Genomic DNA, 25138 nt, shown 5'->3' with positions numbered 1-25138 from the left:
GGTCATTAATCTCCTAACTTGATTGTTCTCGAAGATTTGGCTGTACTCTGAATGATTACCTTTGAAGTGACCTTCACATCCAGCTCCTTGAATTCCTCCGGCCACCTCTCCTCCAGCTTGTGCCAGCTTCGCGGAATAGTATCATGCACTGCCTTGCCAAAGCCGAAAATATCCGTCTGGTAATCCCGCTGCAGCTTGCGGATGACAGAGAGAATGTTACGCTGCACTTGCGCGCCTGCCCGGTTCTCAATAGCCGCAAGGCTCTCATTTCCGGTTAGATCAACCGTGCTCATCACTTCATCAAGCCCGGTATGGGTGAGCGTATGCACCTGGATCTGCAGCTTACCGTTTTCCCAGACAGGCTTCACCTTTGTCCGGTTTGATAAGATCTCAAGCGAGTAGGTGGGCCTGCCGCGCTCATTGTCTATTGTCAGCACCCCGCCCTTCACTTCATTTTTGACAAAAAGAGCATATTGGGTTTCTGTTCCGTCCAGCTTGCCGACCATCCGGTCCTCTGCAAACACCGCAGTGCCGTTAACTCGTCCGTTCTTCTGCCCGTTCATCTCGCTGATGTTTATCAGCGGGGCAATCGCACTTTTCCCGGGGGTCTCCAGCTTGTCGATAAAATCCCAAATTTCCACAACCGGCGCCGTGCCCGTAAACATCTCATCCTTCATCATCTGCGCCAGCTCAAAGGACATGATCGTCTTATTCGTCTGGTTCAGATTAAGCACCTCACGGGCATTTTTTTCACTGGCTACAAAGATATACACATCGGCCCGGGTCTCTGTATCCCTGCTGTACCAGTCAACCACCTTTACCAGCCCCTCGCGGGCCAGCTCCTCGCTGATGATAATGGCCTTGGCATGGCTCCAGAACAGCTTCCGGCCGGTCAGCGAAATCATACTGCGGGCAATACTGAAAATGGTATCGCCGGTCAGGCTCAGCATTTTGAAGCCGGTCTGATTATCCTGCAGCCCGCCCTGGGTATCGACCATCTCTACGGTCATCTGAATGTTATTATCCGCTTTATTCTTATCGAGGGCTACGCCGGCTACAATGGACATATCATCAATCTCCGAGTAGTTCCAGCAGCCGGTCAGGCCAAAGAGGAGCATAGCGGCAAGCAGGGCCGAAGCTGTCTTGAAGGCAGTCCTGCTCATCTTCTTCCCCCCTTCTGCTGCGAAGCCTTACGCTTCATATTGCGGGCCCCGATCACCGCCGGACGCAGGTACATATCCCACCAGGGTGCACGCACTGCCGTGTCTTTAATATCCTGAGGCCGGATAGAGCCTACCCCTAGCATGTAGGGGACGCCGAAGGAGCGCAGGCTCATCAGATGGATAACCAGCCCGAGCAGACCGAAGAAATAGCCGAAGAGGCCGAACATAAAGGCGCTGAGCAGCAGGATGATCCTGACAATAATCAAAGGCCCGGTAAGCCTTGGATTAAGCAGGGTTGTGATTCCTGTCAGTCCTACAACAATAACCATCGGTGCGCTGACGATCCGCGCATCCACTGCAGCCTGGCCCAGCACCAGTGCGCCTACGATGCTGACCGCCTGTCCGATAGAATTGGGGATTCTCGCTCCCGCCTCACGCAGAATCTCGAAGATCGTCAGCATAAGCACCGCTTCGACTACAGTGGGAAACGGCACAGACAAACGTGCGGCCGCGATGCTCAGCAGCAGCAGGGTCGGCACCATCTCCTGGCTGTAGGTGACCAGCGCCAGATAAACGGCAGGAATACTGATCGACAGAAATGCGCCGAGAACTCTGAGCAGGCGATTAAACGTGGCGAAAAAATAACTGATATAGTAATCCTCGCTGGCCTGGAAGTTTTCCACGAAAACATACGGCAGGGTCAGAGCGAACGGGCTTCCGTCGATCAGAACGGCAATGCGTCCCTCCATTATTTTGCCGACAACGGAATCCGGGCGCTCTGTACTCCCGATCATTTCAAAAGGGGAATACGGCTCATCGCGGATTAGCTCGGCCAGGTAGCCTGTATCCAGCAGATGGTCGATCTCCACCCGGGCCAGCCTTCCCTGCAGCTCCTTCAGGATATCGGGCGAGGCCAGGCCTTCCATGTAGCAGATACAGGTCTGGGTCTTCGTTCGTGTGCCAATGTCGGTAAAAACAAATTTGAGGTCAGAGTTCTGCACCCGGCGGCGGATCAGGGTCAGATTGGTCAGGAGCGACTCATTAAAGCCGTCCCGGGGACCTCGCACCGCCTTTTCGGTCATAGGCTCTTCTATTGAACGGGTCTCCCAGCTCTGGGCATTAATGTTCAAGGAACCGGCATAGCCGTCCAGCAGAAAGACTGTTTTGCCGCCGACAACGGCCCCGATCAGCTCATCCAGCTTCACTGAGACCATCACATCACTGATATTGATCACCCGGGTACGGATCTGTTCCATCAGGCTCTCCGGATTCTCCCGGTCTCCGTCCGGAAACTCGTAGGTCATTACCGGTCTCATCACTCCGTTCTGAATCAGCTCCCGGTCGATCATTCCGTCAACGTAGACCACTGCACAGCGGATGCGCTTGTCCTGCTCATTTTCAATCACCCGTATTCTAAGCGTGCCGTCATTGCGGAAAATCTTCCGGAACAGCGCCAGCGTATCTTCCATAGAACGGCTTAGAGGCTGGGAGGAATCAATCTTCGGGGCAGAATGTTCGCTGTTCTCCGTAATTCCCGCTTTCGTCACAGCCGTCACTCCTGTCTATTCTTTTAATCTGATTATCTGATTATCCCCCGACCCCTGCACTCCTATTCGTATATCCGTTTGCCGGGACAGCAAAAAAGCCGCAGCGGCGGCTTTCTACTGGCTTGTATATAGAGTTAGTTAACAAAGGTATTCCGCACTCTCTTAGAGCGCAAAATGTAGGCAGTCCAGATGAGGCCGTTTACCAGACCCCGCGCAACATTCTGCAGCAGATTGCCGCTTGCGGCCAGCTCCGATGACTGCGGGATGCCCGCGACCAGCACAATGATGACGAGCTGCAGCAGCAGGCCGATGATATAGTAAAAGATCAGCCAGCGCGGAAAAACCGCCCGTTTGTTATACAGCAAAGTGAGCAGATAAACAGAAGCTGACAGCAAAATAATATTCGCGCTTACCTCAAAAATCAGCACCAGCTTCCATGATGCATGATAATCTGCAGAAGCAGGGGAAGTCAGGGCATACCAGCCCTCGCTTCCGAGGGTGTTAGTAAAGAAATCGTAGACCAGTATAAACGATCTGATAAACGTAACATAAAGACCAATCTGGATAAGCGCCAGCCAGCCGCCAAGCCCTTTCGGATGGTCCGGCGACAGCCCCATTCCTTTTTTACCGGGGATACGTGTTCCCAAAACAAGCACATCCTCTGTTATAATCTGGTTTATATCATCCGTTAGAAAGTCCACTGACGTTTAAGGAGAACCTATGACACCATTTACAGCAAACGTTATTGCCGTCATCCAGGCCATCCCAGAGGGAAAGGTTATGACCTACGGAGGCGTAGCCAAGGCTGCCGGAAGCCCCAGGGCCGCCAGACAGGTGGTGCGGATTCTGCATTCCATGAGCCGGAAGTATAGGCTGCCGTGGCACAGGGTCATTAATGCCAAGGGCAGGATTGCCCTGGATGATGAATCCGGATCGGTCCAGAGGCTGTACCTGTCGGGCGAGGGCGTAGAGTTTGAGCCGGACGGGGCCATCAATCTGGAGCTGTACCTGTACGTACCGGAAGCTGACCCGGAGAATTATTTCCTGCCTCCTCTGGAGTAGCCTCTCCCGCCGCTGCTGACCAGCCCGTTCAGCAAAAAGTACAGCGTAGCATAGATAACTAGCAGTACAACCGCAACAAACAGGCTGAAGAACAGCGACTGCCGGTTTAAGCTGTCATTAACCAGCTGAATCAGCTGATGCCGGTCTGTCAGCACATCCCAGCTGTTCAGCCGGTAGACCCGGCCGAGAAGCACCCCGTAGCCGCCAAGTGCACAGGCGGCAAGTACAAAAATCCAGGAGAAGAACAGATTGCTTTTGCGGGAAATGACACTCTGAAACTGGTACAGCGAGAAGAAGCCTGTCAGCCAGCCGCTCCAGGTGAACAGCAGCAGGGTAACCAGATCATACCAGAACCGGCTCTGTACTTCTCCGCTGACGATATAGATGCTTTTGCGTGCAGTCAGATGCAGCAGGTCTGTCATCAGATACGGCGCGTTCGGAAAAAACAGCAGCCAGGCGATCCCCAGCGGCAGCAGCAGCATGCTGCTGAATCTCTGTTTATCCAGTACATATGCGGCGCTTGAGAACAAGAAAGGGATCCAGGCCAGAAAGAGGTTCCACAGTAAAAAATCAAAGTATGTATCGGTCCGCAGCGAAACTACCCGGTACACCCCTAAAGTTGCCAGGGACAAGCCGGCTAACAGCACAAACACTTTCGTATAATTCAGTTCCTTCATCAGGGAATATTCTCCTTATCCGTTAGAATGGAACAACCATACTAAATATAACAGCCCGGGCGTCTGGATGCACCCGGGCTGTTAATTTTTATTTGCTATGACGAAAACTTAACGGTCAGATGCCGCTGCTGAGCTTGCCGGCGATAGCAGGCTTATGACTCTTGAAGCCTGTTCTGCCCGGCGCTTCCTGGACACCGGCCAGCGCCGCACATTCCCTGAACGCGGCATGCCGGCAGCCTGCACAGCGTTCTGTCTGAATCATGGCCAGTGCGGTATTTATCGCATCCCCGGTATGCCGGAAGAACTGCTGTCCCCCGATCTTGTCGTACAGGCCGGTCCGTTTCAGCAGCTCCAGCGGCTGCGGCTCCATGCCGGAGATCAGCAGCTTCCCGCCGTCAGCCTGCAATTGCTTCACCAGCTCAGCCAGATTGGCCTCGCCGGTTGTATCCATGAACGGCACCTTGCCCATGCGCAGAATAATCAGCTTGGGCTTGCCGGGTCCCGGCTCCGGCATCGTATCGCCAAACCGGTAGGCGGCGCCGAAGAACAGCGGCCCCTCCACGTTATAGATTCCGACCTGCGGACAGTCATGGCTGTCGGTTACCATATGCGCAGCCACCTTCACCGACTCCGGATCAGGCAGCACTTTGGCGACCAGGTGGGTCTCGCCCATCCGTTTCACGAACAGGATGACGGCAAGAACCAGCCCTGCCTCCACAGCTACTGTCAGATCAGCGAATATGGTCAGGAGAAAGGTAATGAACATGACCAGGGAATCTCCCGTCTTCAGCTTCAGCAGCTTCAGGAACTGCTTGCGCTCGCTCATGTTCCAGGCGACGACCATCAGGATGGGTGCCATTGCTGCAAGCGGAATACTGGAGGCATACGGCGCAAAGAGCAGCAGGATCAGGAACACCACCACACCGTGAATGACGCCCGACAGCGGAGAAGCCGCCCCGCTGCGGATATTCGTGGCCGTTCTGGCAATCGCCCCCGTAGCCGGAATACCGCCGAACAGCGGAGCGGCAATATTGGCAATGCCCTGTCCGACCAGCTCACGGTTGCTGTTATGCCGGCTGCCGGACATGCCGTCGGCCACTACCGCAGACAGGAGGGATTCAATCGCTCCCAGCATGGCGATGACAAACGCCGGACGGAGCAGCAGCCTGATCCGCTCCCAGGTGATTACCGGAAAGTGAAAGCTCGGCAGCGTATTCGGAATATCACCGTAGGCAGAGCCGATGGTTGTAACCTTGCCGCTGAAGAACAGCGCCGCAACCAGTGTAGCGCACAGCAGCCCGATCAGTGAACCCGGTACCTTAGGGACAAACCGCAGACCAAGTATAACTACTGTCAGACAGATAACAGCCGTCAGCACACTGTACAAATTGATTGTGGAGATATGCAGGCCCAGCTCCTTCATATTGTCAATGAAGGCCTCATGGCGCTTAACCCCCTGCAGCCCGAGGAAATTCCCGATCTGCCCGGTAAAAATGATAACGGCAATCCCGGTGGTAAAGCCGATGGTGACCGGCCTCGGAATAAATTTGATCAGCACACCGAGCCTGAAGAGGCCCATCAGCACCAGAATAACCCCGGCCATCATCCCGGCAATCAGCAGGTTCTCATATCCATATTCCATCGCAATGGCGAACAGAATCGGAATAAATGCGCCGGTTGGTCCGCCGATCTGGAATTTCGAACCTCCGAACAGGGAAATCAGGATTCCCGCTACAATGGTTGTATAAATCCCGTACTCCGGCTTGACACCGGAAGCAATAGCAAATGCCATCCCCAGCGGGATGGCAATCACGCCGACAATCGTCCCTGAAACGATATCCCTGCGCAGCAAAGCAATGTTGTAGCCTTGGAAACGGCCCCACCCTGTCATCATCTAACCTTCTTTTCTTTGAATATCTGATTATTTGAATATATGAGCAACATTACTCCTGCCCGCCGTTCTTGTCAACGGGAAATCCGCCCGCTCAGGGGCGGATTCTATTCACTGCGGATGCCCTCCAGGATAGAAATCGCATTCACGAGGTGATTATCGAATATCTGCCTGGCTACTGCCAGCAGATCCTTGATCAGGGGATCGCGGAGAGAGTAGATTACGGTAGTGCCCTCCTTGACGCTGGCAACCACATTTTTGGCGCGAAGGACAGCCAGCTGCTGGGAGACGGCAGAGCCTTCCGATCCGAGAATCGCCTGCAGCTCATTCACATTCTTCTCGCCATCACTCAGCAGTTCCAGGATGCGGATCCGCATCGGATGAGCCAGCGCCTTGAAAAACTCCGTCTTGAATTGCTGAATATCGCTGTTCATTGGACTTCTGCTCCTTATAGCTGTACTTCAATTCTATGCTTATCTTAGCATTATTTATCACGGGGTGGCTATGGCTGTGCAGCATTTCTATCCCTGCGGCGGGAAGCAGCCTGCGCCTACAGATTTACCGGATAAATCATCAGCTCCCGGGTTCTGATCTCTACGCAGCCGCCGAGCGCCATCGGTTCACCCAGGCATTCAAACATGATCAGCCCGTTCCCCAGCCGCAGATACCCCGTTCCGTCCTCCTCAATATTCTCCAGAATACCTGTTAACAGGATTTGTTCCCCGTCCACCCGTATGGCATTCCCGCCTGGAGCAGCCGGAACAATATCCACCCAGCGCATAAACAGTGCGGGCAGCTCAAATTCCACCTCTAGTGCTTCTCCGGGGAGGACAGGGGTACTGCCGCACCAGATTCCCTTGCCTTCGCCGCAGTCTGCTGTAAAGTACACCTCATTTTTCCGGATTCCCTGTCTCGTTACTGTTATCTTCATCTCTATAGCCCCGCCATCCCTTTAGTTTCGGTATATTAATCAAAAAGCTGCAGCCCTGCAATCCGCTGCACCGCCTCTGCCAGCCGGGCCTCATCACTGACAAGGCCGATCCGGACATAGCCCTCTCCGTAAGCGCCAAAACCGATGCCCGGAGCCACGACCACATGCGCCTTGTCCAGCAGCAAATCAGCGAAGCTCTGCGAGGTATAGCCGGGCGGGACAGGAAGCCAGGCGAAAAAGGAGCCGCGCGGGGCCTCCACCTGCCAGCCGGCTTCCCGGAGCCCGCCGATCAGGATGTTCCGCCGGGCTTCGTAACGCGCCATGTTCTCCCGCACACTATCCTGTGGGCCGAGCAGGGCCGCTGCCGCTGCCTCCTGCACCGCCCCGAACAGGCTGACATACATATGATCCTGCAGCAGATTCAGACTCTCGATCACACTGGCGTTCCCGGCGGCAAAAGCTACCCGCCAGCCGGCCATATTATAGGTCTTCGACAGCGTGTAAATTTCGATGCCGGTATCCTTGGCCCCTGGTGTCTGCAGGTAGCTTACCGGCTTCAGTCCCTCGTAGCCGATTGCCGCATAGGCAAAATCATGCACCACACAAATAGTATTCGCTGCTGCAAAGCTGACGGTCTCCGCGAAGAATGCTTGGTCAGCCACAGCTCCGGTAGGATTGTTCGGATAATTGAGGAACATCAGCTTCGCTCTCGCTGCGGCTTCCGGGCTTATCGTGCCGTAGTCCGGCAGGAATCCGCGTGCTTCCGTGAGCGGCATAAGCTCCATAACCGCCCGGGCCAGCTCGATCCCCGACCAGTAGTCCGGGTATCCCGGGTCCGGAACAAGCGCGGTATCACCGGGATTCAGCAGGCATTGCACCACCTCAACCAGACCGGTCTTGCCTCCGGGCAGAATGGCGATTTCACGCTGCGGGTCCAGCTCCACCCCGTACTCTCTTTTGTAAAATGCAGCTGCCGCTTCCTTCAGATAGTCATGCCCGCGGAACGGCGGATATCTATGGTTGGACGGATTAAGCGCCGCTCCCTGCAAGGCTTCAACGATATGTGCCGGTGTCGGCATGTCGGGGTTTCCTTGCCCCAGATTGATCACATCATGCCCTTCCGCTGCAGCTTGTGCAGCCCTGGCAACCAGTGCAGCAAAAAACTGTTTGGGCAAAGCACTCAGCAAATGTGACGGTTCAAAAGTAGTCACTGCCCCGCTCATCCTCTCCGCTGTTCCTTTTATCATGTTACATATTGCATTTATTCTAGCGGTTCGGTGTTAGCGGGGCAACTGCTATATTTTATGGAGCATAAATTAGGTGAGGTATAGATTCACAACGCCGGCCATACCAAGCCGCTTGAGGGGAAACGGTATATGCCCCCGATTCCAGCCCTTTGGCCGTGAATAGTTCGATGTTTGTTAAACCTAAAAAGGCCACCCTCATGCAGGATGACCTTCTCGTTATACTATCAGGCTATTTAATTGATACAGCCCCTGTTACTTGCCCACCGGCTCGCCCTGATATACCTTGACATCAAGCGGTGCAGTCAGGAATTCTCCTGCCTTGGCGGCAAAGCCGGTAAAGTGCGGGCTTGTGTTATGGCCGGCTACAGCCTCGGCATCACGCCATTCTTCAACCATAATGAATACGTTGCTGCGGGAGGTGTGTCTGTAGAGCTCATAAGAAACATTGCCTTCCTCCTGGTGTGTAGCAGCAATCAAAGCATCGGCTTCAGCCAGAAACTGTGCCTCGCGCTCAGGATTAACTTGAAGTGTAGCATGAATAATAATCATTGTTCATCCTCCTGTATATGAGTGTATATTATTATTTCCACTCGGCAATCTTGTCGATTGGCAGGCGTACAGACTGGTAGCCTTCGGCTGCAGCTTTACCGATGGAAATTAGCATAACCGGAATATAGCGTTGTTTGTCCATTCCGAACAATTCAGCGATCTGATCTTTTTCAAAGCCGCCGATGGCATTGGTATCGTAACCGTGGGCACGGGCAGCCAGCATCAGCTGCATCGAGACGAGACCCGCGTCAATCATTACAGTCTCCCGGTTAATATCTGCGGGAAGATTGGCAAAATGTACAGCCAGACGGGATAATTGGCCTTCCTTGACTTCCTGCGGCATAAGTCCGCGTTCTACGGCAGTACCGTAAATTTCTTCGGCATAGTCAAAGTTGTTCAAATCCCCGAATACAGCAATCATGGCAGCAGAGGTTTCTACCTGCACCTGATTGAACTTGGCGATTGTAGCCAGCTTGGATTTGGCCTCAGGACTTTCGATGACAAGGAAACGCCAAGGCTGCATGTTAACAGAAGACGGTGCCAGTGTAGCTTCGGTAAGAATCTCGGTCATTTCCTCTTTGCTGATCTTCACACTGGGATCATACTGGCGCACCGAGCGGCGGCCGGTAATGATGGAATTGAAATCATTGGTTCTTGTTGTTGTAGTCATGAAAAATACGCTCCTTCAGTTGGTTAATGTATGGTATAAGGCTACATTCCATTGATGTTATGCTGCAGCCGGATAAGCATGTCTTCAAGCGTCTTCCGCTCGGCTTCATCAAAGCCGGCCAGCAGACTGCTGATAAAACGCTTCTTCTCTTCCTTGTAGCTATGCACCCGTTCCCGCCCCTGCGGTGTCAGCGAGACCAGAGTGACCCGGTTGTCGGCAGGATTGTTTCGGCGGCTGATCATTCCGCTCTCTTCCAGTCCCTTCAGGTGCCGGGTAATGGCGGCAGGGTCAATATCAATCTCCCGCTGCAGCGAAATCTGGCTGATCTCTTCAACCTGGAACAGCTGGTGAAGCAGGCGGAGCCGCGTGGGACTGATGCCTGCGCACCGCTCAAACTTCGGGCTGACGCCCTTGTTCAGTGCCTGCAGCAGCTCAAGAATCTGATCATCCTCAGACTGACATCCCGTCAATCGCATCCTCCTCCAAACATTAGATTGCACAAAATCTTGTTGACGAAAATTAGTTTACACCTATTTAATTGACCCGTCAACTATCCTTCTTTAATTTTCTTGTAACTCCAAACTGCAGGTTGCTTTATCAGCAGATCCAACTATAATTTCGAACTATACACTCACGTTCTGTCTGAGGAGGCTGACGCATGAAAATATCCCTGATCCAGCTTGATATAGCATTCGGCAATCCCGCTGCAAATTATGCGGCTGCAGAGCAGCGCATCCGTGAAGCTGCTGCAGCCGGGCCGGATTGCCTGATCCTGCCCGAGCTCTGGACGACCGGTTATGATCTCACCCGGCTGGAGCGCATCGCCGATCCTGACGGCCAGGAAACGAAAGCTTTAATGTCTGCCTTAGCGAAGGAGCTCGGCGTTCATATTGTCGCCGGTTCAGTAGCCAGCAGCCGTCCTGCCGGAATTACCAACAGTATGTACGTCTTTGACCGCAGCGGCGGTCTGGCCGGTGAATACAGCAAGCTGCATCTGTTCCGGCTGATGGATGAGCATCTGTACCTGCAGCCCGGTGAAGCCAAAGGGCTGTTCACATTGGACAATGCCCGGTGTGCCGGGCTGATCTGCTACGATATCCGTTTTCCGGAGTGGGTCCGTGCCCATACGGCCCAGGGGGCTGAGCTCCTGTTCGTCAGTGCCGAATGGCCCGAGCCGCGGCTTGCCCACTGGCGCGCCCTGCTGATCAGCCGGGCCATCGAGAACCAGTGCTATGTTATCGCCTGCAACCGCGCTGGCGCCGATCCGGCGAACCAATTCGCCGGGCATTCCATGATCATTGATCCCTGGGGTGAGGTGATATGTGAAGCCGGAGAGGAAGAAGAGATTGTAACGGGCGAAATTGACCTGCACAAAGTCCGTGAGGTGCGGAAGCAGATCCCGGTCTTTGCCGACCGGCGGCCGGAGCTGTACTTGTAGACTTGTAATCGGGGTAACTGTCTGAGCAATGCATTAGCCGGACTTGGCGGGCGTGACGGACTGGCAGGCTTGCGGGTGTGGCGGACTTGGCGGGCGTAACGAACTGGCAGGCTTGCGGGTGTGGCGGACTTGGCGGGCTTGCGGACGCGGCGGGCGCGGCAGACTGGAGGGCTTGCGGACGCGGCAGACTGGCGGGCTTGCGGACGCGGCAGACTGGCGGGCTTGCGGGCGCGGCAGACTGGCGGGCTTGCGGGCGCGGCAGACTTGGGGTGATCGGCGATTAGTTGGATTTTTGCCGCTTAATTCCAATATTTTGCCGCAACCGTGGAGATTAGTTGGAAAACCGCCACTTATTTCGGGCCTTTTATCGCTTTGTAGAACATTCTGCTGAAATTAAGTGGCGTTTTTCTACTTAGTTTCTTGGTAGCCGGAATCTTCGGTGAAATAGGTGGCGTTTTTCCACTTAGCTTTACTAACAGTAACTTTTCCGAAAGTTCCGGAGACTTTCCGGGGGACTATGTAGAACGTGCGAGGCCCTTACGGGACTATAAAAGCAAATGCAAAAGACCCTCAGGAGCGCTAACGGCAAGCGCATAGCGCTACGCCCGCATTCTCAGCGGGCATAGCGCTGCCGCAGCGTCGCTGCCGTCTCCAGTACACGCGGATCGCTGTACTGGAGATCATAGCCGGTCTCCTGCCGCAGCCTGCCGGCCGGAGTCAGCTGTACGCCCCGGCGCTCGGCAGCCTGCCGGATGCCTGCGGCGTACACGGCCGCCGCATCCGGTCCGCCCAGCTCGCCCAGCGCGGCGATCGTCTCCGGGCGGACCCGCGGATAGTCAAGCGACTCGTCCCCTCCGGACGCAGTCTCATAGAATCCGCGGATCAGCTCTCCGCGCTTCCGCCCGGAGCCGGAGACCACCACGAACGCGTGCACGAAGTACGCGCCGCTCTGTCTGCGCTGGGCGATGCCGCAGAATTTGCGGCCGCCGATGGCCAGGTCGAAATCGCCGGGGCAATACGAGCCGGCGATTTCGCCTGCCCTGATCTGTGCAGCCGCCTGCGGATTGCTGGCAGCTGCGGCTTCGGCAATGAGCGAAGCCAGCAGCCGGAAGTCATCGTGAAAGTCCAGCTTGCCCGGAGCTTTCGGCAACACTAGCGACACATTCACAATGCCTGTGTCGAGCGGCACAGCCGCCCCTCCGGAATGGCGGACAGCCGTGCGGTAGCCGGCCTGCTCCAGCCCGGCCATCGCCGCCGCCGCATGGGGCAGCTTGCTGTCACGCAGTCCGAGCACCACCCCGCCGGGATGGCTCCAGATATGGAGGCACGGCGGGACCAGTCCGGCTCCGACATCACGGCACAGCGCCTCCTCGAACGCGAACGGAATCAGCATATCACCGGCTTCTTCGGCTGTCAGTTCCTCCGCCGGATGCTCGAATAGTACCAGCCGGGAAGGAAGCTCACTTGCAGAGCTCTGCTTTTGCCCTTCAAACAGTTTGCCAATTTCCCCTGCTTCTTCATATGAACCCACTGATGATTTCCCCTTTTCCTGTTTATAATGTGATTTGGCACGCTGCAAGCCCGGCACTCCTCAGCCTTTACCAGTTTTGCTCTATTGTACCCTATCCCCCCGTCCGCGCCCACAAAAGAGCTGTGAAGTCATTTGAATTCCGCTCCGGCAACCGTTATCCTTATATCAAGGAAGAAGGTCCCAGCATTAGAACGAGGCTGTGCCAAAGCTCATGCAACAGCAATACACAACGTATAGGAGTGATGCCGCATGACCGTAGACCAACTGGCAAAGGACAAGCAGACGAATAAAACCCGGCAGTGGGAACAGGCAATGATCAAGCTGTACGTGAATTTCCGAGATTACAGCAAGGATGCGCTCAAAGGCTTCGGCGAGGAGGATATTCACCAGGCGAGAGTGAACAGCCGGAAGCTGCTGACGCTGCTGTCCATCCTTGACCCGGGCCATTCCGCCGCCTCGGAGCTCTATTTCCGCTTCAAAAAAGCCCAGAAGCGGCTCGGCAAGGTCCGGGATGCCGATGTCCTGATCGAATCCTTCAAGGAACGGCGCAAGGTGGCCAAGAAGGACGGCGATGACAAGACTGCCGGACTGCTGAAGGCGGTCATTAAGCACCAGAAGGATCAGCGCAAAAAGCACCGCAAGAAGCTGGAAGCCGAGCTTCCGCAGCTGGCCGGGAAGGAACTGGACGGCTTGTGGAACGATTTTTTGGCAGGACCGCTGGAGTCCCTGGTCTTGAAAAAGGATGCCAACGTCGTTATGCGCGAGCTTGAGGTTGCTTTCGATCAGAAGAAAAAAACCTGCAAGACATTGTTCAAGGGACCAGATGCCGTATCGGCCGAAGCCTTTGAAGCCCTGCATGACCTGAGAATTGCCGCCAAGGAGCTGCGCTACACCGCAAATGCGGCCTCTTTTGCACTCAATCAGAAATTTCATACCCATGAGGAATACTATAAGAACATTCAGGAGCAGCTTGGCATTATTAACGATAAACGGGTCTGGCTGGATACGCTGCAGTCCATTGGACGCGACGAGCTGGGTGTAGGCAAAAAAACCTGGAGCTCCTTCACCGACAGCCTGAAGAACGAAGTGCTGGAAGCGCTATATCATAATGAGGTTGTACCGGTTACCGGGAAGCTTCAGCCTCCTTCAAGTGAAGCTTAATAATCCGTCTCTTATAAAAGAAGCGGGAAGCGCATGATTAACATGCCGCTTCCCGCTTTTTACTTTACCCTTAGCCCCTGTTTCAGGCCATGCCAGTCGGAATTACAGCAGCTTGGCTGCCCATTGGGCGCTTCTGCTGATCAGTCTGCGGAACGGTTCAACGGAGAAGGAGGGCAGATGATGCCCCGGCATCAGGTAGACAACCCGTCCAAGCCCGAATTCGTGGCACCAGGCCGCCTGCCGCATCGCTCCCCCGTGCAGATATTCCGCCAGTACATTAGTCTCGAAATACGGCTGCATGTCAAAATAATACGGCTCGTCCTCAATCACAAAATCCTCCATCCCCTGGACAATCGGATGCTCCCGTACGGCCGCCGGTATATTGATCCCGAGCGCTGTATAGTCAGGGTGATGGGTGAAATGCCCGCCCAGCATCACTCCCAGCTCCTGATTGCGCTGCATGGAGATTCCGTTATGAACCACCAGCAGGCCGCCGCCTCCGGCGATGTAAGACAGCAGGGCCCCGCTGTGGGCCGGAGCAATTTTGTGATCAGAAAACTCAGTGTAAGACACAACCAGCGAATAGTCAGCCAGTGTCTGCGGATTCAGCAGCCCGTAATCCTCTGAAGGCTCGACCGTAAACGCTGGCGACAAAATCTCTTGAAATGCCTGATCCACTCCGGCAAAAGGATGATATTTCACTTCGCTGTAACTGCCCAGTGCAAGGGCTTTCAATTCTGGCATCAGAAATTACACCTCTTTCATGTCAGGTCTGTTTTGGCCGTTATGCCTGTCTCACTCACCTTAGCATGGCCCTCGGGTTTTTACAACGTTCCGGACATCAACCCGGGAAAAAGCCTTTTTGCTTTAATTTTGAACTATGCTACAATCATAGTTACAGGTTAACAGCTATTCTTAACCGGCAGTACTGCTCACTAATCTTGTATCCCAGGAGGTCGATATTCGATGTCTATTCAACAGCTGCATACTTCTGACGAATTGCACCAATATGTCGGGCAACCCGGCAAAAAACTGCTTTTCAAGCACAGCACAACCTGCCCGATCAGCGCCAAAGCGCATGAGGAGTTCCAGGCTTATGTCCAAAGCTCGGATACACCGGCAGCGATTGTCCATGTCATTGAGGACCGTCCGGTCTCCAATCAGATTGCCGAAGAGTTCGGCATCAAGCATGAATCCCCGCAGATTTTCCTGCTGGACGGCAGCGAAGTGAGCTGGAACACCTCCCACTGGAAAATCACCCGGGGTGCCATCAAGGAGGCCGTTGAGCAATGAGCCAGCCGGTAATTGTCTATTCCACCGCAGGCTGCAGTGACTGCAATCAGGTCAAGCAGCTGCTCACCAATCAGGGCATTCCTTTTGAGGTGCGCGATATTATGGCAAGCTCAGTATACCAGGAGGAAGTCGAAAAGCTCGGTTTTATGGGTATCCCGGTAACGGTATCCGGCGACCGTGCCGTTAAAGGCTTCAATCTGCCTGAGCTTCAGGAACTGATTGCCGCCGCCAGATAATCTGGTGGCTGCAGTATAAATAAAAAAAGGTATTCCCTGGTCCGAAGCCCGGGGAATACCTTTTTTTGTAGGATCAAAATTCAAACTTTACACCAACCATGTCTTCGCTTAGCGTCCACAGCTGCCGGGCGTTGTCCGGATCAACCGCATATGGCTCTACGCCGGGGGACTGGCGTGATTCAGGCGAAGCCACACCGGCGACATCGGCATCCTCGCAGTACACCCCGCCCTTGTCAGCCAGCAATTCACTGACCGCACACCATACGCTGGTCGCCGCACCCTGCTGGACCGTCTTCAACCGCCCTGCTGTCCGGCTGGCGGGAATAGGCTTGCCCGTTTCATCCAGCGCTCCCATCGCACGCAGCTCGTCTTCACTCAGATGACGTGACAGATCCGTCAAAATGCTTCCAGGATGCAGCGAGAAAGCCCGGACGCCATACTCCTTCCCCCGCTTGTCCAGCTCTGCCGCAAATAAGATATTTGCGGTCTTGGACTGCCCGTATGCCGCCCATTTCTCATATTCCCTCTGCTCAAAATTCGGGTCTGCGAAATCGATGCCGCTGATCCGGTGACCCCGTGAGGAAACAACAACTACCCGCGCTGAAACCGCCTGGCGGAGGGCCGGCCAGAGCCTTGCTGTCAGCTGAAAATGCCCCAGATGATTCACCGCGAACTGCGATTCATATCCGCGCACATCGCGGACAAGCGGTGTTGCCATGATGCCTGCGCTGAGAATCAGCAGATCAAGCGGCCGCCCATCCGCCATAAAACCTTCCGCAAAGGCATCAATAGATCCCGGATCAAGCAGATCCATCGAAGCCGCCGTAACATTAGGCAGTCCTGCCAATGCCTCAGCCGCCTTTTTTGGCGTCCGCACCGGTACGATGACTGAAGCCCCTGCCTCTGCCAGCACACGTGTTGTTTCCAGGCCAAGTCCGGAATATCCTCCGGTAATAATTACTGTTTTACCGCTCAAGTCACGGCCCTCCAGCACTTCCTCTGCTGTTGATTGCGGGCCGAATCCGGACAGAAGGGGCTGCTGCCGTCTTAAAGCCGTATTACTTACTGTCTCCATGAAATTACCTCCCTGTTCACTTATCCAGGAATTTGCCGTCCTTCAGCTCCTGAAAGTTGTTCAGCTTATATTTCATAAGCTCCAGTGCAGTCGTCAGCTCGGCAAGCTGGTCCTCAATCAGCCGCTGATGTTCTTCAAGTACGCTGTAGCACTGGTCGTAATCAGCTGCTGATGAAGCCTGTATATAATCCTGGATACTGCGCAGAGGCATATGTGTTCTTTTGAGAATGGCTACAAAATGCACCCGGTCCAGCTCCGGTTTGCTGTACGCGCGCTGGCCGTTTCCGCTGCGTCCAGGGGGAGGCAGTACCTTTATTTTTTCATAATAGCGGATGGTATCCTGGCTTAACCCTGTGCGTTCTGCCACTTCAGCGATAGTATACACAGACTCCATCTGAGGAAGCCTCCTTTCTCTGCCGGCTCTACGGCTGTCTGCTGCTTACAGGGTGAATGATATCCGCTGGAGTATGGTCCAAGTCAAGGGCTAAATGTTAAGCCGCTGGCATTCAGGCTCCGCCTCATTCACACTCTGCAGCCAAATGACTGACCTGCCCGCTGTGGCTGTAGATGACATTGTCTGCCCCCAGCCCTTTATAGACTAACCTTGGTCTCATGGAGGTCGTAATTACGGATATCGGCCCGCTCGTCCACGTGCGGCACATCTGCACATAACGGCAGCATAAAGCGACACTGCTCTCGAACAGATAGATCCGGCCTACCGGAAACGGCGGTCTGAGCCAGGTATTCAGATGCCGGGTATCCACCTCAAAAATCTTCTCAACCCCCAGCTCCGCCAGCCGCTGCTTCTCAGCCGGATTATTGGCAAGCCCTGCAAATCTGCAGCCCTTCATTTTAAGCAGCTTGATAAATTGCTCTCCCGCCTTTGTCGGCGCACAGATGAGCACATATTCTTCCTGAACGTCCATTTCCGTCTCCCCTTTCCCCTCAACTCCATCTCTATCTGAACAAATCTATAAAAGCACAGCAAAAAACCACAAAGGATTCCCTTTGTGGTCCAGTTAACGGTCACAATGCGCTGATCCTCTCTGCAATACGCTTACGAGGTTAGCTGCCGGATTCGGGCGTTGAGAGTCGCCCTACCTGTCCGCTGCATTGAGATTTCACACCTCACGCAGCTGCCAGGATTCACCCCATAACCGGCCGGCCTGCTTGCACCCTGACTCCGGTTGTTGGTTCCCCCGCTTTCCGTAGACGGAAATTAAGCGGATATTCTATTTAATTGGGGTTAAACAGATGTATCATACCTTTAAGAGCATCCGCTTGTAAATCGCCAAACCGGGCGGAATAACCTCCGGGAAGGGAAGAAACTCTACGAATAACGCTTACATTCATCCTTTTCTCTTCGGTCCTTTAAATTTCTGCGTTTCCTTCCCTTTGCTGCTGCTATTTTTACTGCTCTTGGCAAACCGCAGAAAAGCCATCAGACAGCCAAGGATGCCCAGGCCCAGCAGTAGTGTCTGCAGCGCTCCCAGCAGTGTGCTCCCTTCCGGCTGCAGCAGGCTGCTGGCTATAATCAGCAGGACGGAAACAGCGACCAGTACAGGTGTTTTTAAATTAATGTTCAAGATTACCACTCCTTAGTACAAAGGTACACTATTGCCGGCCGGATCACCAGCCCCCGGCAGATTAAGTCATTTGCACCAAATAGAAACGGGTATCCGTCCCGTCAGGACGACACCCGTTTCTATTCTTGCATCTATTTCCGGACTACTGTATATCCCTTATCCTGCAGCAGCTTCACAATGCCATGCTCACCCAGATAATGTGCAGCGCCGACCACGATGAAATACTCCTCGTTTTTGCCGTTTTTGAGATATCCGTCAATCTTGTCGGCCATACCGATATTGCGGTCAACCAGCATGGCCTTGTAGTATTCTGCATCCCCGGCAAAGCTGTTGGTCAGCTGCAGCAGCAGCTCATCATCACCCGATTTCCAGATCTCGGCCATCACATCGATGCTGTCATCAATCTCATCGTAGTTTTCGATCGCAGCCAGCAGATTAGCCTCCTGCAGCTCTTTGGAGAAGTTGTTGAACATGCCCAGCTGAGACTCATAGGATTCCAGCTCTACAATCGGAAGCTTGCGCTCAATCGCCTTCTGTATAAAATACAAGTCGATTCCGGAGGAAGCCTCGTAGCCGGCCGTCGCTGACTTCAGGCTGCTGAGCGTTGATTCGGCTACCCATGGCTTGAATTGATCCAGCGCATTTGCCTGAAGACCTGCCTGCTTCAGCACCAAGCCCAGCTTGGCATACGTCTCACCGGAGATATGATCCTTCAGTGTAGTGCCATCCTGGTACATCCCCATATCCAGCACCAGCTTCTGCTGCGCTTCATCAGCTGCTTTGCTGATATCGATTTCTACACCAAGATAATCAGCTTCGGCAAAGGCTTCTTCAAACTCCGGGCTCAGCGGGTAGAAGCTGTCATCGGCAATATGCATGGAGCCGACCAGATACACGGTATTGCCGTTGCTTTCCACTTCCCACATGAAGCCGCGGCCGCCTGCAGTATTTACAGCAGTCTTGGATTTTAGGATGACTGTACGGGTCTGGGCATCCCAGCTGACCTCGTAACCTGCAGCATCACCGAGAACCCGGACCGGTGCATACGTTACACCGTTGATTACCGTCAGCTTGCTTTTTAATGTTATGGCTTTGCCGTCAATGATTGCGTAGATGGTATCACCAGCCGCATTCTGCAGCTTCGCCTCCATCGCCTCGAGCGTAGCCCTAAGCGGAACAAGCATGGTACCCTGATTGTTGACCGGTGATCCTGTCTTGTATTCTACGGTCTGGTTATTCACTTTTACTGCCGGCTGCTGCGGAGCAGCCAGAGCTGGAGCTGCCGCTCCGGTAAGCAGACCTGCGGAAAGAGTAAGAGAGAATAGCATTTGCTTCCAATTCTTCATCAACGTTGTCTCCTTCAGCTTCATATAGAATTTTCTATGATAAATACAGGATGAACGTTACGCTCTGCTTCTGCGTTCCTTTGCCAGACCCCACAGCATAACCAAGACTGCTGCACCGCTTAATCCTACTGTCAGCCCCTGGATGAAGTCACGCACCGGAGAACCGCCTGTATCGATTACAAGACCAAACATAATCATGTTCCAGGCACATACTGCAAGAAATAGAATGTTCTGATTTTTCTTGTTCATCATATTGGGTTGCTCCTCACATTTTAATTTTTATATTATTAGATTTTGTAAGCCTTCATTGCTTTTCTGATTTCCTTGATGCTAGGGCGTTTGCCGTACATCAGGACGCCTGTGCGGTAAATCTTCGCTGCCAGCCAGCCGAACACGAATGTGGTTACCAGCAGGATAACCAGTGAGACGGCAATCTCCCAGAAGGCCACCTGGCCGACCCCGATGCGCAGCAGCATGCTGAGCGGTGAGGTAAACGGAATAAAGCTGGCTACCTTGATCAAGGTTGTATCGGGAGACCATATGCTGAATAAAGGAACGTAGAAGTTCACGAAGCCGATCATCATAATCGGCATTACTGCCTGGCCGAGGTCCTCAGTACGGCTGACAATTGAACCGACTGCCGCATAAATCAGGGCGTAAAGGAAGTAACCGAGAATGTACAGGATCAATCCGTAGACCAGCAGCCCGATGCTCAGCTGGCTCAGATCCAGTTCAAAATCAGCAAGGATACCGGAGTTGTGCGGCAGCATCAGATTGGCGGTTACGCTTAGCGCAATAATTGCAATCTGCATCAGTCCGACCAGGAAGATACCGATGACCTTGCCGAACATCTGTGTAAGCGGGGAAGCGCTCGTGATGAGAATCTCCATGATACGCGAGCTTTTCTCCGAGGTAACTTCTGCTGAAATCATATTTCCGGTCATCATAATGGACATGAAGAACAGGATCAGAAGGACATATACCACGACGTAGTTGATCGTTGCGGCCGTCTGCTCAGCCTCTTCCCCGCCTTGGGTCCCGCCAGCGCTAAGCTCCTGGGTAGCAATCGTCACCGGGGCATACATGGCGGCAACCTGGCTGTCCGTCAGCTTGTCACCGACAATCAGCTGTGTGTTGACTGCCTGTAAAGCGCTCTGGAGGTAGGTCTGCAGCTCACCGTCAAGCTCGCCGTCCTCACTGTGGTAGGTTACAGGCGGCAATCCTTCTCCGCTTGCCTCTCCGAAGGTCAGGTAACCTTCAATATCGCCTTTATCCATGCCCTCCTTCAACGCTGCATCATCGGCAGAAGGATAGGACGCGAATGTTACTGCGAACGTATCTTCCTCCTGATCAGCAGGTGCGGCAGGTGCAGCAGAGGACAATAGCAGCTCAGCCGCCGGATTACCCGGTTCAGCGATGACTGCGATTTGGCTCCGGTTTCCGCCATCAGCCTTATCCTCACCCTTGAACACTTTAATAAAATAAGGAATGTTCATTCCGATGCTCAGCAGAATAACCATAATAAGCGTTGTTATAAGAAAAGCCTTGGTCTTCACCTTGTTTTTAAAAGTAAATCCAATAATCGTTCCCATCTTATTCATTCGATTCACCCACCGCTCTGATAAAGATTTGGTTTAGTGTCGGTTCTTTAATCTCGAAGTGCTCGACCTCGCCGGCAACAATGGCGTGCTGCAGAATCTGCTGGGCAGCGCCAATCTCACTGATTGATAATACATAACCGCGTTCCTGCCGCTGGACTGCAGTCACACCCGCAATTCCCTCAAGTCCCGGAACCTCTCCGGCTGTCCGCAGAATAACCTCTTCACGCGGGTAACTCTTCTTGATCTCACGGATTTCACCCTGCACCACTGTATTGGAACGGTCGAGAATTGTAATATGACGGCACAGCTCCTCCACATGCTCCATCCGGTGGGTGGAGAACAGAATACTTGTGCCCTGGTCGCGCAGCTCTTTGACCGTATCTTTCAACAGCTCCACATTAACCGGGTCCAGTCCGCTGAATGCTTCATCCAGCACTAGAATCTGCGGTTTGTGGACGACGGCGGCAATAAAGCCCATTTTTTGCTGATTTCCTTTTGACAGCTCTTCAATTTTCTTGTTGTAGTATTCCGGAACCTCGAAGCGGTCCAGCCAGTAACGGAGGCTCTTCTCCGCATCGCCGGCAGCCATCCCGCGCAGCCGGGCAAGATAGATAATCTGATCGCTGACCTTCACCTTCGGATACAGGCCGCGTTCTTCGGGAAGATAACCCATCAGATGCTGCAACTCGTTGCTGAACGGCTTGCCGTTGTAGAGAATTTTCCCCTCATCGGGATAAATCAGGCCAAGCACCATACGCATTGTTGTTGTTTTTCCGGCTCCGTTCGCACCAAGCAGCCCGTAAATCTCGCCTTGCTCCACCTTCAGATTAATACCGTTAACCGCTGTCTTTTCACCGTACTGCTTCACTACCTGTTCCAGCTTCAAAGCTTCCATTGGTTAATCCCCTCTCTTCTGGTCTAACAGGACCGGACGATGTCCTTGTGTCCATAGGCTAAGTATTTCATCCAGCTCCAGTGCCCGGCTCTTGATTACCTTTACGCCCAGATCCAGGATGCGTTTCTCATTCCGGGAAAATTCCCGGATTATAAAAGAGGCTACGCCAGGCTGCTCCCAGCCAAAATGCAACGCTTCCGGAAGCTCCGCCGCCAGCTCCTGCAGCTCCTCTTCATCCGCCGTATTCACCCAGACCTCGTTCCATAAGCCGAACAGGCTGTCTTTCTCAGCCATGCCCAGCAGCTGTCCCTGGTGCATAAGCACAATGTAGTCGGCAAGCCGCCGCACTTCTTCAACAATATGAGTACAGATCAGCACAGTTGCGTCTGTATCATCCATAAATTTGCGCAGCGTTTCAATCATGATCTTCCAGGCAAACGGATCAAGTCCGGAAGAAGGCTCATCCAGCAGCAGCAGGCGGGGCCGTGCGGCCAGCGCAGCAGCAATCTCGAATTTGCGCCGTTCCCCCTTGGACATTTTGCCCAGCCGGGCATCCTGCGGAATCTCGAATTTCCGGACCAGCTCTTCAAAGTACTTCTGGTCCCAGGAAGGATACCACTGCCGACGGAAATCCGCCGCCTCCTCTGCCGTCCAGTAATTCTCTTCCGCCTGTGAAGTCTCCGGCACATAGGCTATTCCCTGACGGAGCGCAAGCGGCAGCCCTCCGGCATGCGGCTGTTCGAACCAGCGGATTTCCCCCTTCTCCGGAAAGCTCAGCTGCAGCAGCATATGCAGCAGTGTGCTTTTACCGGAGCCGTTCTGTCCGACCAGTGCGGTAATATAGCCTTGCGGAAGGCTGAGATTAAGCGGCCCGACCGTCCGCTTATGCCGCTTCTTGCTTACATTCCGCAGTTCTATGGCCTGCTGTACCATGAAACGCCCCCACCTTTCATGACTGTGTGTTGTATTTACTCTCTACAATTTCTGTGAACATCCGGGTCAGCTCTTCTGCAGTGCACTGGACAGACAATCCTACATCGACCGCACCTTCAAGCGCTTTGCGGATCGCTTCCCGCTTATATTCCTCCATCGCACCTGCTCCGACATGAGAGACAAATGTGCCTGTGCCCTGCCTTGTCCGCAGCAGCCCTTCATTCTCCAGATCCTGATAGACCCGGCGGACTGTAATGACGCTGCACTTCAGCTCTCCCGCAAATTCACGGATGGAGGGAAGCAGCGTTCCTTCAGTAATACTGCCCCCTATGATGAGTGACCGCAGCTGTGTCTCAATCTGCGAGTAGAGCGGCTCGGCGCTGTTTTCATTAATTTGAATGGGTATCCACATCCTTACCCCCGCCCTCTCATACGAGATCGCGGCTCTTCAGCCGGTGTATCGTCCATGCGGAGAAGAGCTGAACCGACAGGGTTCCGAGTATCAGCGTTCCCCACATCAGCGGGGAGAGCAGCCCCCACTCCCTGGAGCAGCTGACAGTGTACAAAATAAGATTTCCGCCAGCCAGCCAGGTCAGCAGTGCTGTCCCGATGTAAATGAGCGTAAAGAGCAGCACGTAGAAAAAGTAAGCTCTCCCGCTTGCCAGCAGCTCGATAAAAATATAAAGCCCTGAAATAACAAGTGCCAGACCCATCCAGGTTAGCGTAAACGCCAGATAATCCGGAAACGGCAGCTCATGGCGCAGATTACTGCTGATTGCATAGATAAGTCCGAAAAAGACCACTCCGTTCAGTCCGATGGAAAAGACTGCATGCAGCTTTCTTTTGCAGAGAATCACAGCAGCGGGAATAGGCAAGGTTCGCATATAGGCCAGCATCCGGGTGTAGGAATCCTCCGTCAGGTATTTCATCGTCCGCTTGGAAAAGGTGAAGCCGAGCATCGGAATGACTGTCATGAACATGATGTCGGCAAGAAATTTACCGTCTCCGTTACCCAGCGTATCCTGAATGATCATGCTGGTCAGCCCACCCATATAACCCATGAACAGCAAAGCCCACAGCAGTGACCATAATAACTTTAGCCTGTCGCCGTTGAAATCGCTTCTTACAATGATCCAAGCCTGTCTTAAGTTTGTCATTTTGCTTTAACCTCACTTTAATTCAGCAGATATACAGCACATTGTGATTACTGTGTGCTTACTGTGTATATCTATATACACAGTATATGTCCTGTTTTTTCCACCGTCAATAGTTTTTTATGAAAATCTTGGAATTTCGCAGTGCGTCCGGTTATGCTACTGTGAAGATGCGGCTTAGGACAAACATTATTCAAGGGAGACATAAATGATGAATAATCCTTGGTTTACGGTGCAGCGCATAGACGAATCCACTTTTGCCATTAGTGAATACGGGCACTGGGAGAAGGTCCACTCCTTCCTGCTGCTCGGGCAGCAGAAGGCCGCCCTGATTGATACCGGACTCGGTATCGGTAATATCCGGGAGGTAACCACCCGGCTGACTACACTCCCGGTCTTTGTCCTCACCACCCATGTCCATACCGACCATATCGGGGGCCATGGGCTGTTCAGTGAAATTTATGTGCATGAAGGCGATTGTGACTGGCTCGTCCACGGGATACAGGGCTTATCGATTGAGCACATTAGGGCGGATCTTGTGCGTGATCTGAGCCAGTCGCTGCCGGAGGGCTTTAATGCAGATACTTATACCCCTTATTGCGGCAGGCCGGCCGGACTGCTAGAGGATGGCCAGATCATTGATCTGGGCGGGCGAAGCCTTGAGGTATATCATACGCCGGGGCATTCACCGGGACATGTGTGCTTTTTCGAGGGAGCCTCCGGTTATCTGTTCACAGGTGACTTGCTGTATGATGAGACGCCAGTCTATGCCTTTTATCCTTCGACAAGCCCCGCAGACCTGGTCCGTTCGTGGGAGCGAATCGCGGACATCCCCGGTGTCACTAAAGTCTTCGGCTCTCACAATACGCTGGGACTGGAACCGGAAATCCTGGTTGAGGTAAAGCTCGCCGCTAAGACACTGAGAGAAAAAAATCTGATTTCTTTCGGCACAGGCATTCATACGTTTAACGGGTTTAGTGTGCGGTTCTAGACTGGTGAGTAGTAGGCCTGTTGGGAAGATGGAAACTGCTAGAACATTATAGGGAGAGGGTAGACGAAGAAGCACACTTTAATGGGCGTGGCCGATAGGGCTGGGGTTGGCGGAGGTTAAAGGGATTAGCTGGCCGGACTACTGGCGGGGGTGCGGGGGTG

The 25138-nt window shown here is 53.6% G+C and carries 31 protein-coding genes and 1 riboswitch; of the genes, 7 read left to right on the top strand and 24 right to left on the bottom strand.

Features of this window, described 5'->3' with window-relative positions; genetic code table 11:
• Positions 1–5 precede the first annotated feature (5 nt).
• The 3 genes from BLR64_RS14375 to BLR64_RS14365 all read right to left on the bottom strand — a co-directional run bounded on the left by BLR64_RS14375 (position 6) and on the right by BLR64_RS14365 (position 3357).
• Complete coding sequence (locus tag BLR64_RS14375; RefSeq protein ID WP_090715124.1) at positions 6–1163, bottom strand: Ger(x)C family spore germination protein; 1158 nt, start codon at positions 1161–1163, stop codon at positions 6–8.
• Positions 1160–2710: a spore germination protein gene (locus BLR64_RS14370; RefSeq protein ID WP_208607181.1), complete on the bottom strand. Its 1551-nt coding sequence runs from the start codon at positions 2708–2710 to the stop codon at positions 1160–1162. Before BLR64_RS14370 ends, BLR64_RS14375 begins: the two co-directional genes overlap by 4 nt.
• A gap of 134 nt (positions 2711–2844) precedes the next feature.
• Positions 2845–3357, bottom strand: a complete 513-nt coding sequence (locus BLR64_RS14365) for a DUF2569 domain-containing protein (RefSeq protein ID WP_090715122.1) — start codon at positions 3355–3357, stop codon at positions 2845–2847.
• A gap of 73 nt (positions 3358–3430) precedes the next feature.
• On the opposite strand from BLR64_RS14365, the gene BLR64_RS14360 reads away from it, so the two are divergent.
• A complete protein-coding gene (locus BLR64_RS14360) occupies positions 3431–3772 on the top strand; it encodes an MGMT family protein (protein ID WP_090715120.1) in 342 nt (113 codons plus the stop codon).
• On the opposite strand, the gene BLR64_RS14355 is transcribed toward BLR64_RS14360, so the two are convergent.
• From BLR64_RS14355 to BLR64_RS14320, 8 genes are all read right to left on the bottom strand, one after another.
• Positions 3748–4449: a DUF1361 domain-containing protein gene (locus BLR64_RS14355; RefSeq protein WP_068723167.1), complete on the bottom strand. Its 702-nt coding sequence runs from the start codon at positions 4447–4449 to the stop codon at positions 3748–3750. The genes BLR64_RS14360 and BLR64_RS14355 overlap by 25 nt on opposite strands.
• 115 nt (positions 4450–4564) lie before the next feature.
• A complete protein-coding gene (locus BLR64_RS14350) occupies positions 4565–6340 on the bottom strand; it encodes a SulP family inorganic anion transporter (RefSeq protein ID WP_090715119.1) in 1776 nt (591 codons plus the stop codon).
• A 107-nt stretch (positions 6341–6447) separates the two neighbouring features.
• Positions 6448–6774, bottom strand: a complete 327-nt coding sequence (locus BLR64_RS14345) for an ArsR/SmtB family transcription factor (protein WP_068723164.1) — start codon at positions 6772–6774, stop codon at positions 6448–6450.
• Between the two features lie 116 nt (positions 6775–6890).
• Positions 6891–7271: a hypothetical protein gene (locus tag BLR64_RS14340; protein WP_090715117.1), complete on the bottom strand. Its 381-nt coding sequence runs from the start codon at positions 7269–7271 to the stop codon at positions 6891–6893.
• A 35-nt stretch (positions 7272–7306) separates the two neighbouring features.
• Positions 7307–8482: a pyridoxal phosphate-dependent aminotransferase gene (locus BLR64_RS14335; protein WP_090715229.1), complete on the bottom strand. Its 1176-nt coding sequence runs from the start codon at positions 8480–8482 to the stop codon at positions 7307–7309.
• Positions 8483–8770: 288 nt separating this feature from the next.
• Positions 8771–9067, bottom strand: coding sequence for a putative quinol monooxygenase (locus tag BLR64_RS14330; RefSeq protein ID WP_090715115.1), 297 nt, complete (start codon positions 9065–9067; stop codon positions 8771–8773).
• Between the two features lie 31 nt (positions 9068–9098).
• Complete coding sequence (locus BLR64_RS14325) at positions 9099–9737, bottom strand: nitroreductase family protein (protein WP_068723156.1); 639 nt, start codon at positions 9735–9737, stop codon at positions 9099–9101.
• A 41-nt stretch (positions 9738–9778) separates the two neighbouring features.
• Positions 9779–10213: a MarR family winged helix-turn-helix transcriptional regulator gene (locus BLR64_RS14320; RefSeq protein ID WP_090715113.1), complete on the bottom strand. Its 435-nt coding sequence runs from the start codon at positions 10211–10213 to the stop codon at positions 9779–9781.
• A gap of 182 nt (positions 10214–10395) precedes the next feature.
• On the opposite strand from BLR64_RS14320, the gene BLR64_RS14315 reads away from it, so the two are divergent.
• Positions 10396–11175 (top strand): carbon-nitrogen family hydrolase, encoded by a 780-nt coding sequence (locus tag BLR64_RS14315; RefSeq protein ID WP_090715112.1) that lies wholly within the window; start codon positions 10396–10398, stop codon positions 11173–11175.
• A gap of 77 nt (positions 11176–11252) precedes the next feature.
• Positions 11253–11459: a hypothetical protein gene (locus tag BLR64_RS14310; RefSeq protein ID WP_090715110.1), complete on the top strand. Its 207-nt coding sequence runs from the start codon at positions 11253–11255 to the stop codon at positions 11457–11459.
• 329 nt (positions 11460–11788) lie between these two features.
• On the opposite strand, the gene BLR64_RS14305 is transcribed toward BLR64_RS14310, so the two are convergent.
• Positions 11789–12706, bottom strand: coding sequence for a lipoate--protein ligase family protein (locus tag BLR64_RS14305; protein ID WP_139171977.1), 918 nt, complete (start codon positions 12704–12706; stop codon positions 11789–11791).
• Positions 12707–12955: 249 nt separating this feature from the next.
• Here BLR64_RS14305 and BLR64_RS14300 point away from each other — a divergent pair, with 249 nt between their 5' ends.
• Entirely contained in the window at positions 12956–13867 is a 912-nt protein-coding gene (locus tag BLR64_RS14300; protein WP_090715107.1) for a CHAD domain-containing protein, read from the top strand.
• 102 nt (positions 13868–13969) lie between these two features.
• Here the strand turns inward: BLR64_RS14300 and BLR64_RS14295 are convergent, their stop codons facing one another.
• The gene (locus tag BLR64_RS14295; RefSeq protein WP_244157708.1) at positions 13970–14611 is read right to left on the bottom strand and encodes a ThuA domain-containing protein; all 642 of its coding nucleotides are present in this window, start codon (positions 14609–14611) and stop codon (positions 13970–13972) included.
• Positions 14612–14833: 222 nt separating this feature from the next.
• Here BLR64_RS14295 and ytxJ point away from each other — a divergent pair, with 222 nt between their 5' ends.
• Complete coding sequence (ytxJ, locus tag BLR64_RS14290; RefSeq protein WP_090715106.1) at positions 14834–15160, top strand: bacillithiol system redox-active protein YtxJ; 327 nt, start codon at positions 14834–14836, stop codon at positions 15158–15160.
• Complete coding sequence (locus BLR64_RS14285; protein ID WP_090715104.1) at positions 15157–15396, top strand: glutaredoxin family protein; 240 nt, start codon at positions 15157–15159, stop codon at positions 15394–15396. Before ytxJ ends, BLR64_RS14285 begins: the two co-directional genes overlap by 4 nt.
• A gap of 73 nt (positions 15397–15469) precedes the next feature.
• On the opposite strand, the gene BLR64_RS14280 is transcribed toward BLR64_RS14285, so the two are convergent.
• From BLR64_RS14280 to BLR64_RS14230, 11 genes are all read right to left on the bottom strand, one after another.
• Positions 15470–16471, bottom strand: coding sequence for an oxidoreductase (locus BLR64_RS14280; RefSeq protein ID WP_090715102.1), 1002 nt, complete (start codon positions 16469–16471; stop codon positions 15470–15472).
• A gap of 16 nt (positions 16472–16487) precedes the next feature.
• Positions 16488–16865 (bottom strand): MerR family transcriptional regulator, encoded by a 378-nt coding sequence (locus BLR64_RS14275; RefSeq protein ID WP_090715101.1) that lies wholly within the window; start codon positions 16863–16865, stop codon positions 16488–16490.
• Between the two features lie 124 nt (positions 16866–16989).
• Positions 16990–17397 carry a hypothetical protein gene (locus BLR64_RS14270; RefSeq protein ID WP_090715099.1) on the bottom strand — a complete coding sequence of 136 codons (408 nt, stop codon included), beginning with the start codon at positions 17395–17397 and terminating at the stop codon, positions 16990–16992.
• A gap of 111 nt (positions 17398–17508) precedes the next feature.
• A riboswitch (cyclic di-AMP (ydaO/yuaA leader) is annotated at positions 17509–17707 on the bottom strand.
• Between the two features lie 113 nt (positions 17708–17820).
• The gene (locus BLR64_RS14265) at positions 17821–18057 is read right to left on the bottom strand and encodes a hypothetical protein (RefSeq protein ID WP_090715098.1); all 237 of its coding nucleotides are present in this window, start codon (positions 18055–18057) and stop codon (positions 17821–17823) included.
• A gap of 131 nt (positions 18058–18188) precedes the next feature.
• Positions 18189–19403 carry a TraB/GumN family protein gene (locus BLR64_RS14260; RefSeq protein ID WP_090715097.1) on the bottom strand — a complete coding sequence of 405 codons (1215 nt, stop codon included), beginning with the start codon at positions 19401–19403 and terminating at the stop codon, positions 18189–18191.
• A gap of 57 nt (positions 19404–19460) precedes the next feature.
• Positions 19461–19655: a hypothetical protein gene (locus tag BLR64_RS14255; protein WP_090715095.1), complete on the bottom strand. Its 195-nt coding sequence runs from the start codon at positions 19653–19655 to the stop codon at positions 19461–19463.
• A gap of 35 nt (positions 19656–19690) precedes the next feature.
• Positions 19691–21004, bottom strand: coding sequence for an ABC transporter permease (locus BLR64_RS14250; RefSeq protein ID WP_090715094.1), 1314 nt, complete (start codon positions 21002–21004; stop codon positions 19691–19693).
• Positions 20997–21899 carry an ABC transporter ATP-binding protein gene (locus BLR64_RS14245; protein WP_090715092.1) on the bottom strand — a complete coding sequence of 301 codons (903 nt, stop codon included), beginning with the start codon at positions 21897–21899 and terminating at the stop codon, positions 20997–20999. The genes BLR64_RS14250 and BLR64_RS14245 overlap by 8 nt, the downstream gene beginning before the upstream one ends.
• Before the next feature lie 3 nt (positions 21900–21902).
• Entirely contained in the window at positions 21903–22832 is a 930-nt protein-coding gene (locus tag BLR64_RS14240; RefSeq protein WP_090715090.1) for an ATP-binding cassette domain-containing protein, read from the bottom strand.
• Positions 22833–22848: 16 nt separating this feature from the next.
• On the bottom strand, positions 22849–23244 hold the full coding sequence (locus BLR64_RS14235; RefSeq protein WP_068723127.1) for a GntR family transcriptional regulator: 396 nt from the start codon (positions 23242–23244) through the stop codon (positions 22849–22851).
• Between the two features lie 16 nt (positions 23245–23260).
• Positions 23261–23989, bottom strand: coding sequence for a hypothetical protein (locus BLR64_RS14230; protein ID WP_090715089.1), 729 nt, complete (start codon positions 23987–23989; stop codon positions 23261–23263).
• A gap of 205 nt (positions 23990–24194) precedes the next feature.
• On the opposite strand from BLR64_RS14230, the gene BLR64_RS14225 reads away from it, so the two are divergent.
• Complete coding sequence (locus tag BLR64_RS14225) at positions 24195–24977, top strand: MBL fold metallo-hydrolase (RefSeq protein WP_090715086.1); 783 nt, start codon at positions 24195–24197, stop codon at positions 24975–24977.
• Positions 24978–25138 lie beyond the last annotated feature (161 nt).

The organism is Paenibacillus typhae (assembly GCF_900099765.1).
Lineage (GTDB): Bacteria > Bacillota > Bacilli > Paenibacillales > Paenibacillaceae > Paenibacillus_AQ > Paenibacillus_AQ typhae.
The sequence above is the reverse complement of the archived record's forward strand: the minus strand, read 5'-3'. Positions and strand labels throughout refer to the sequence as shown.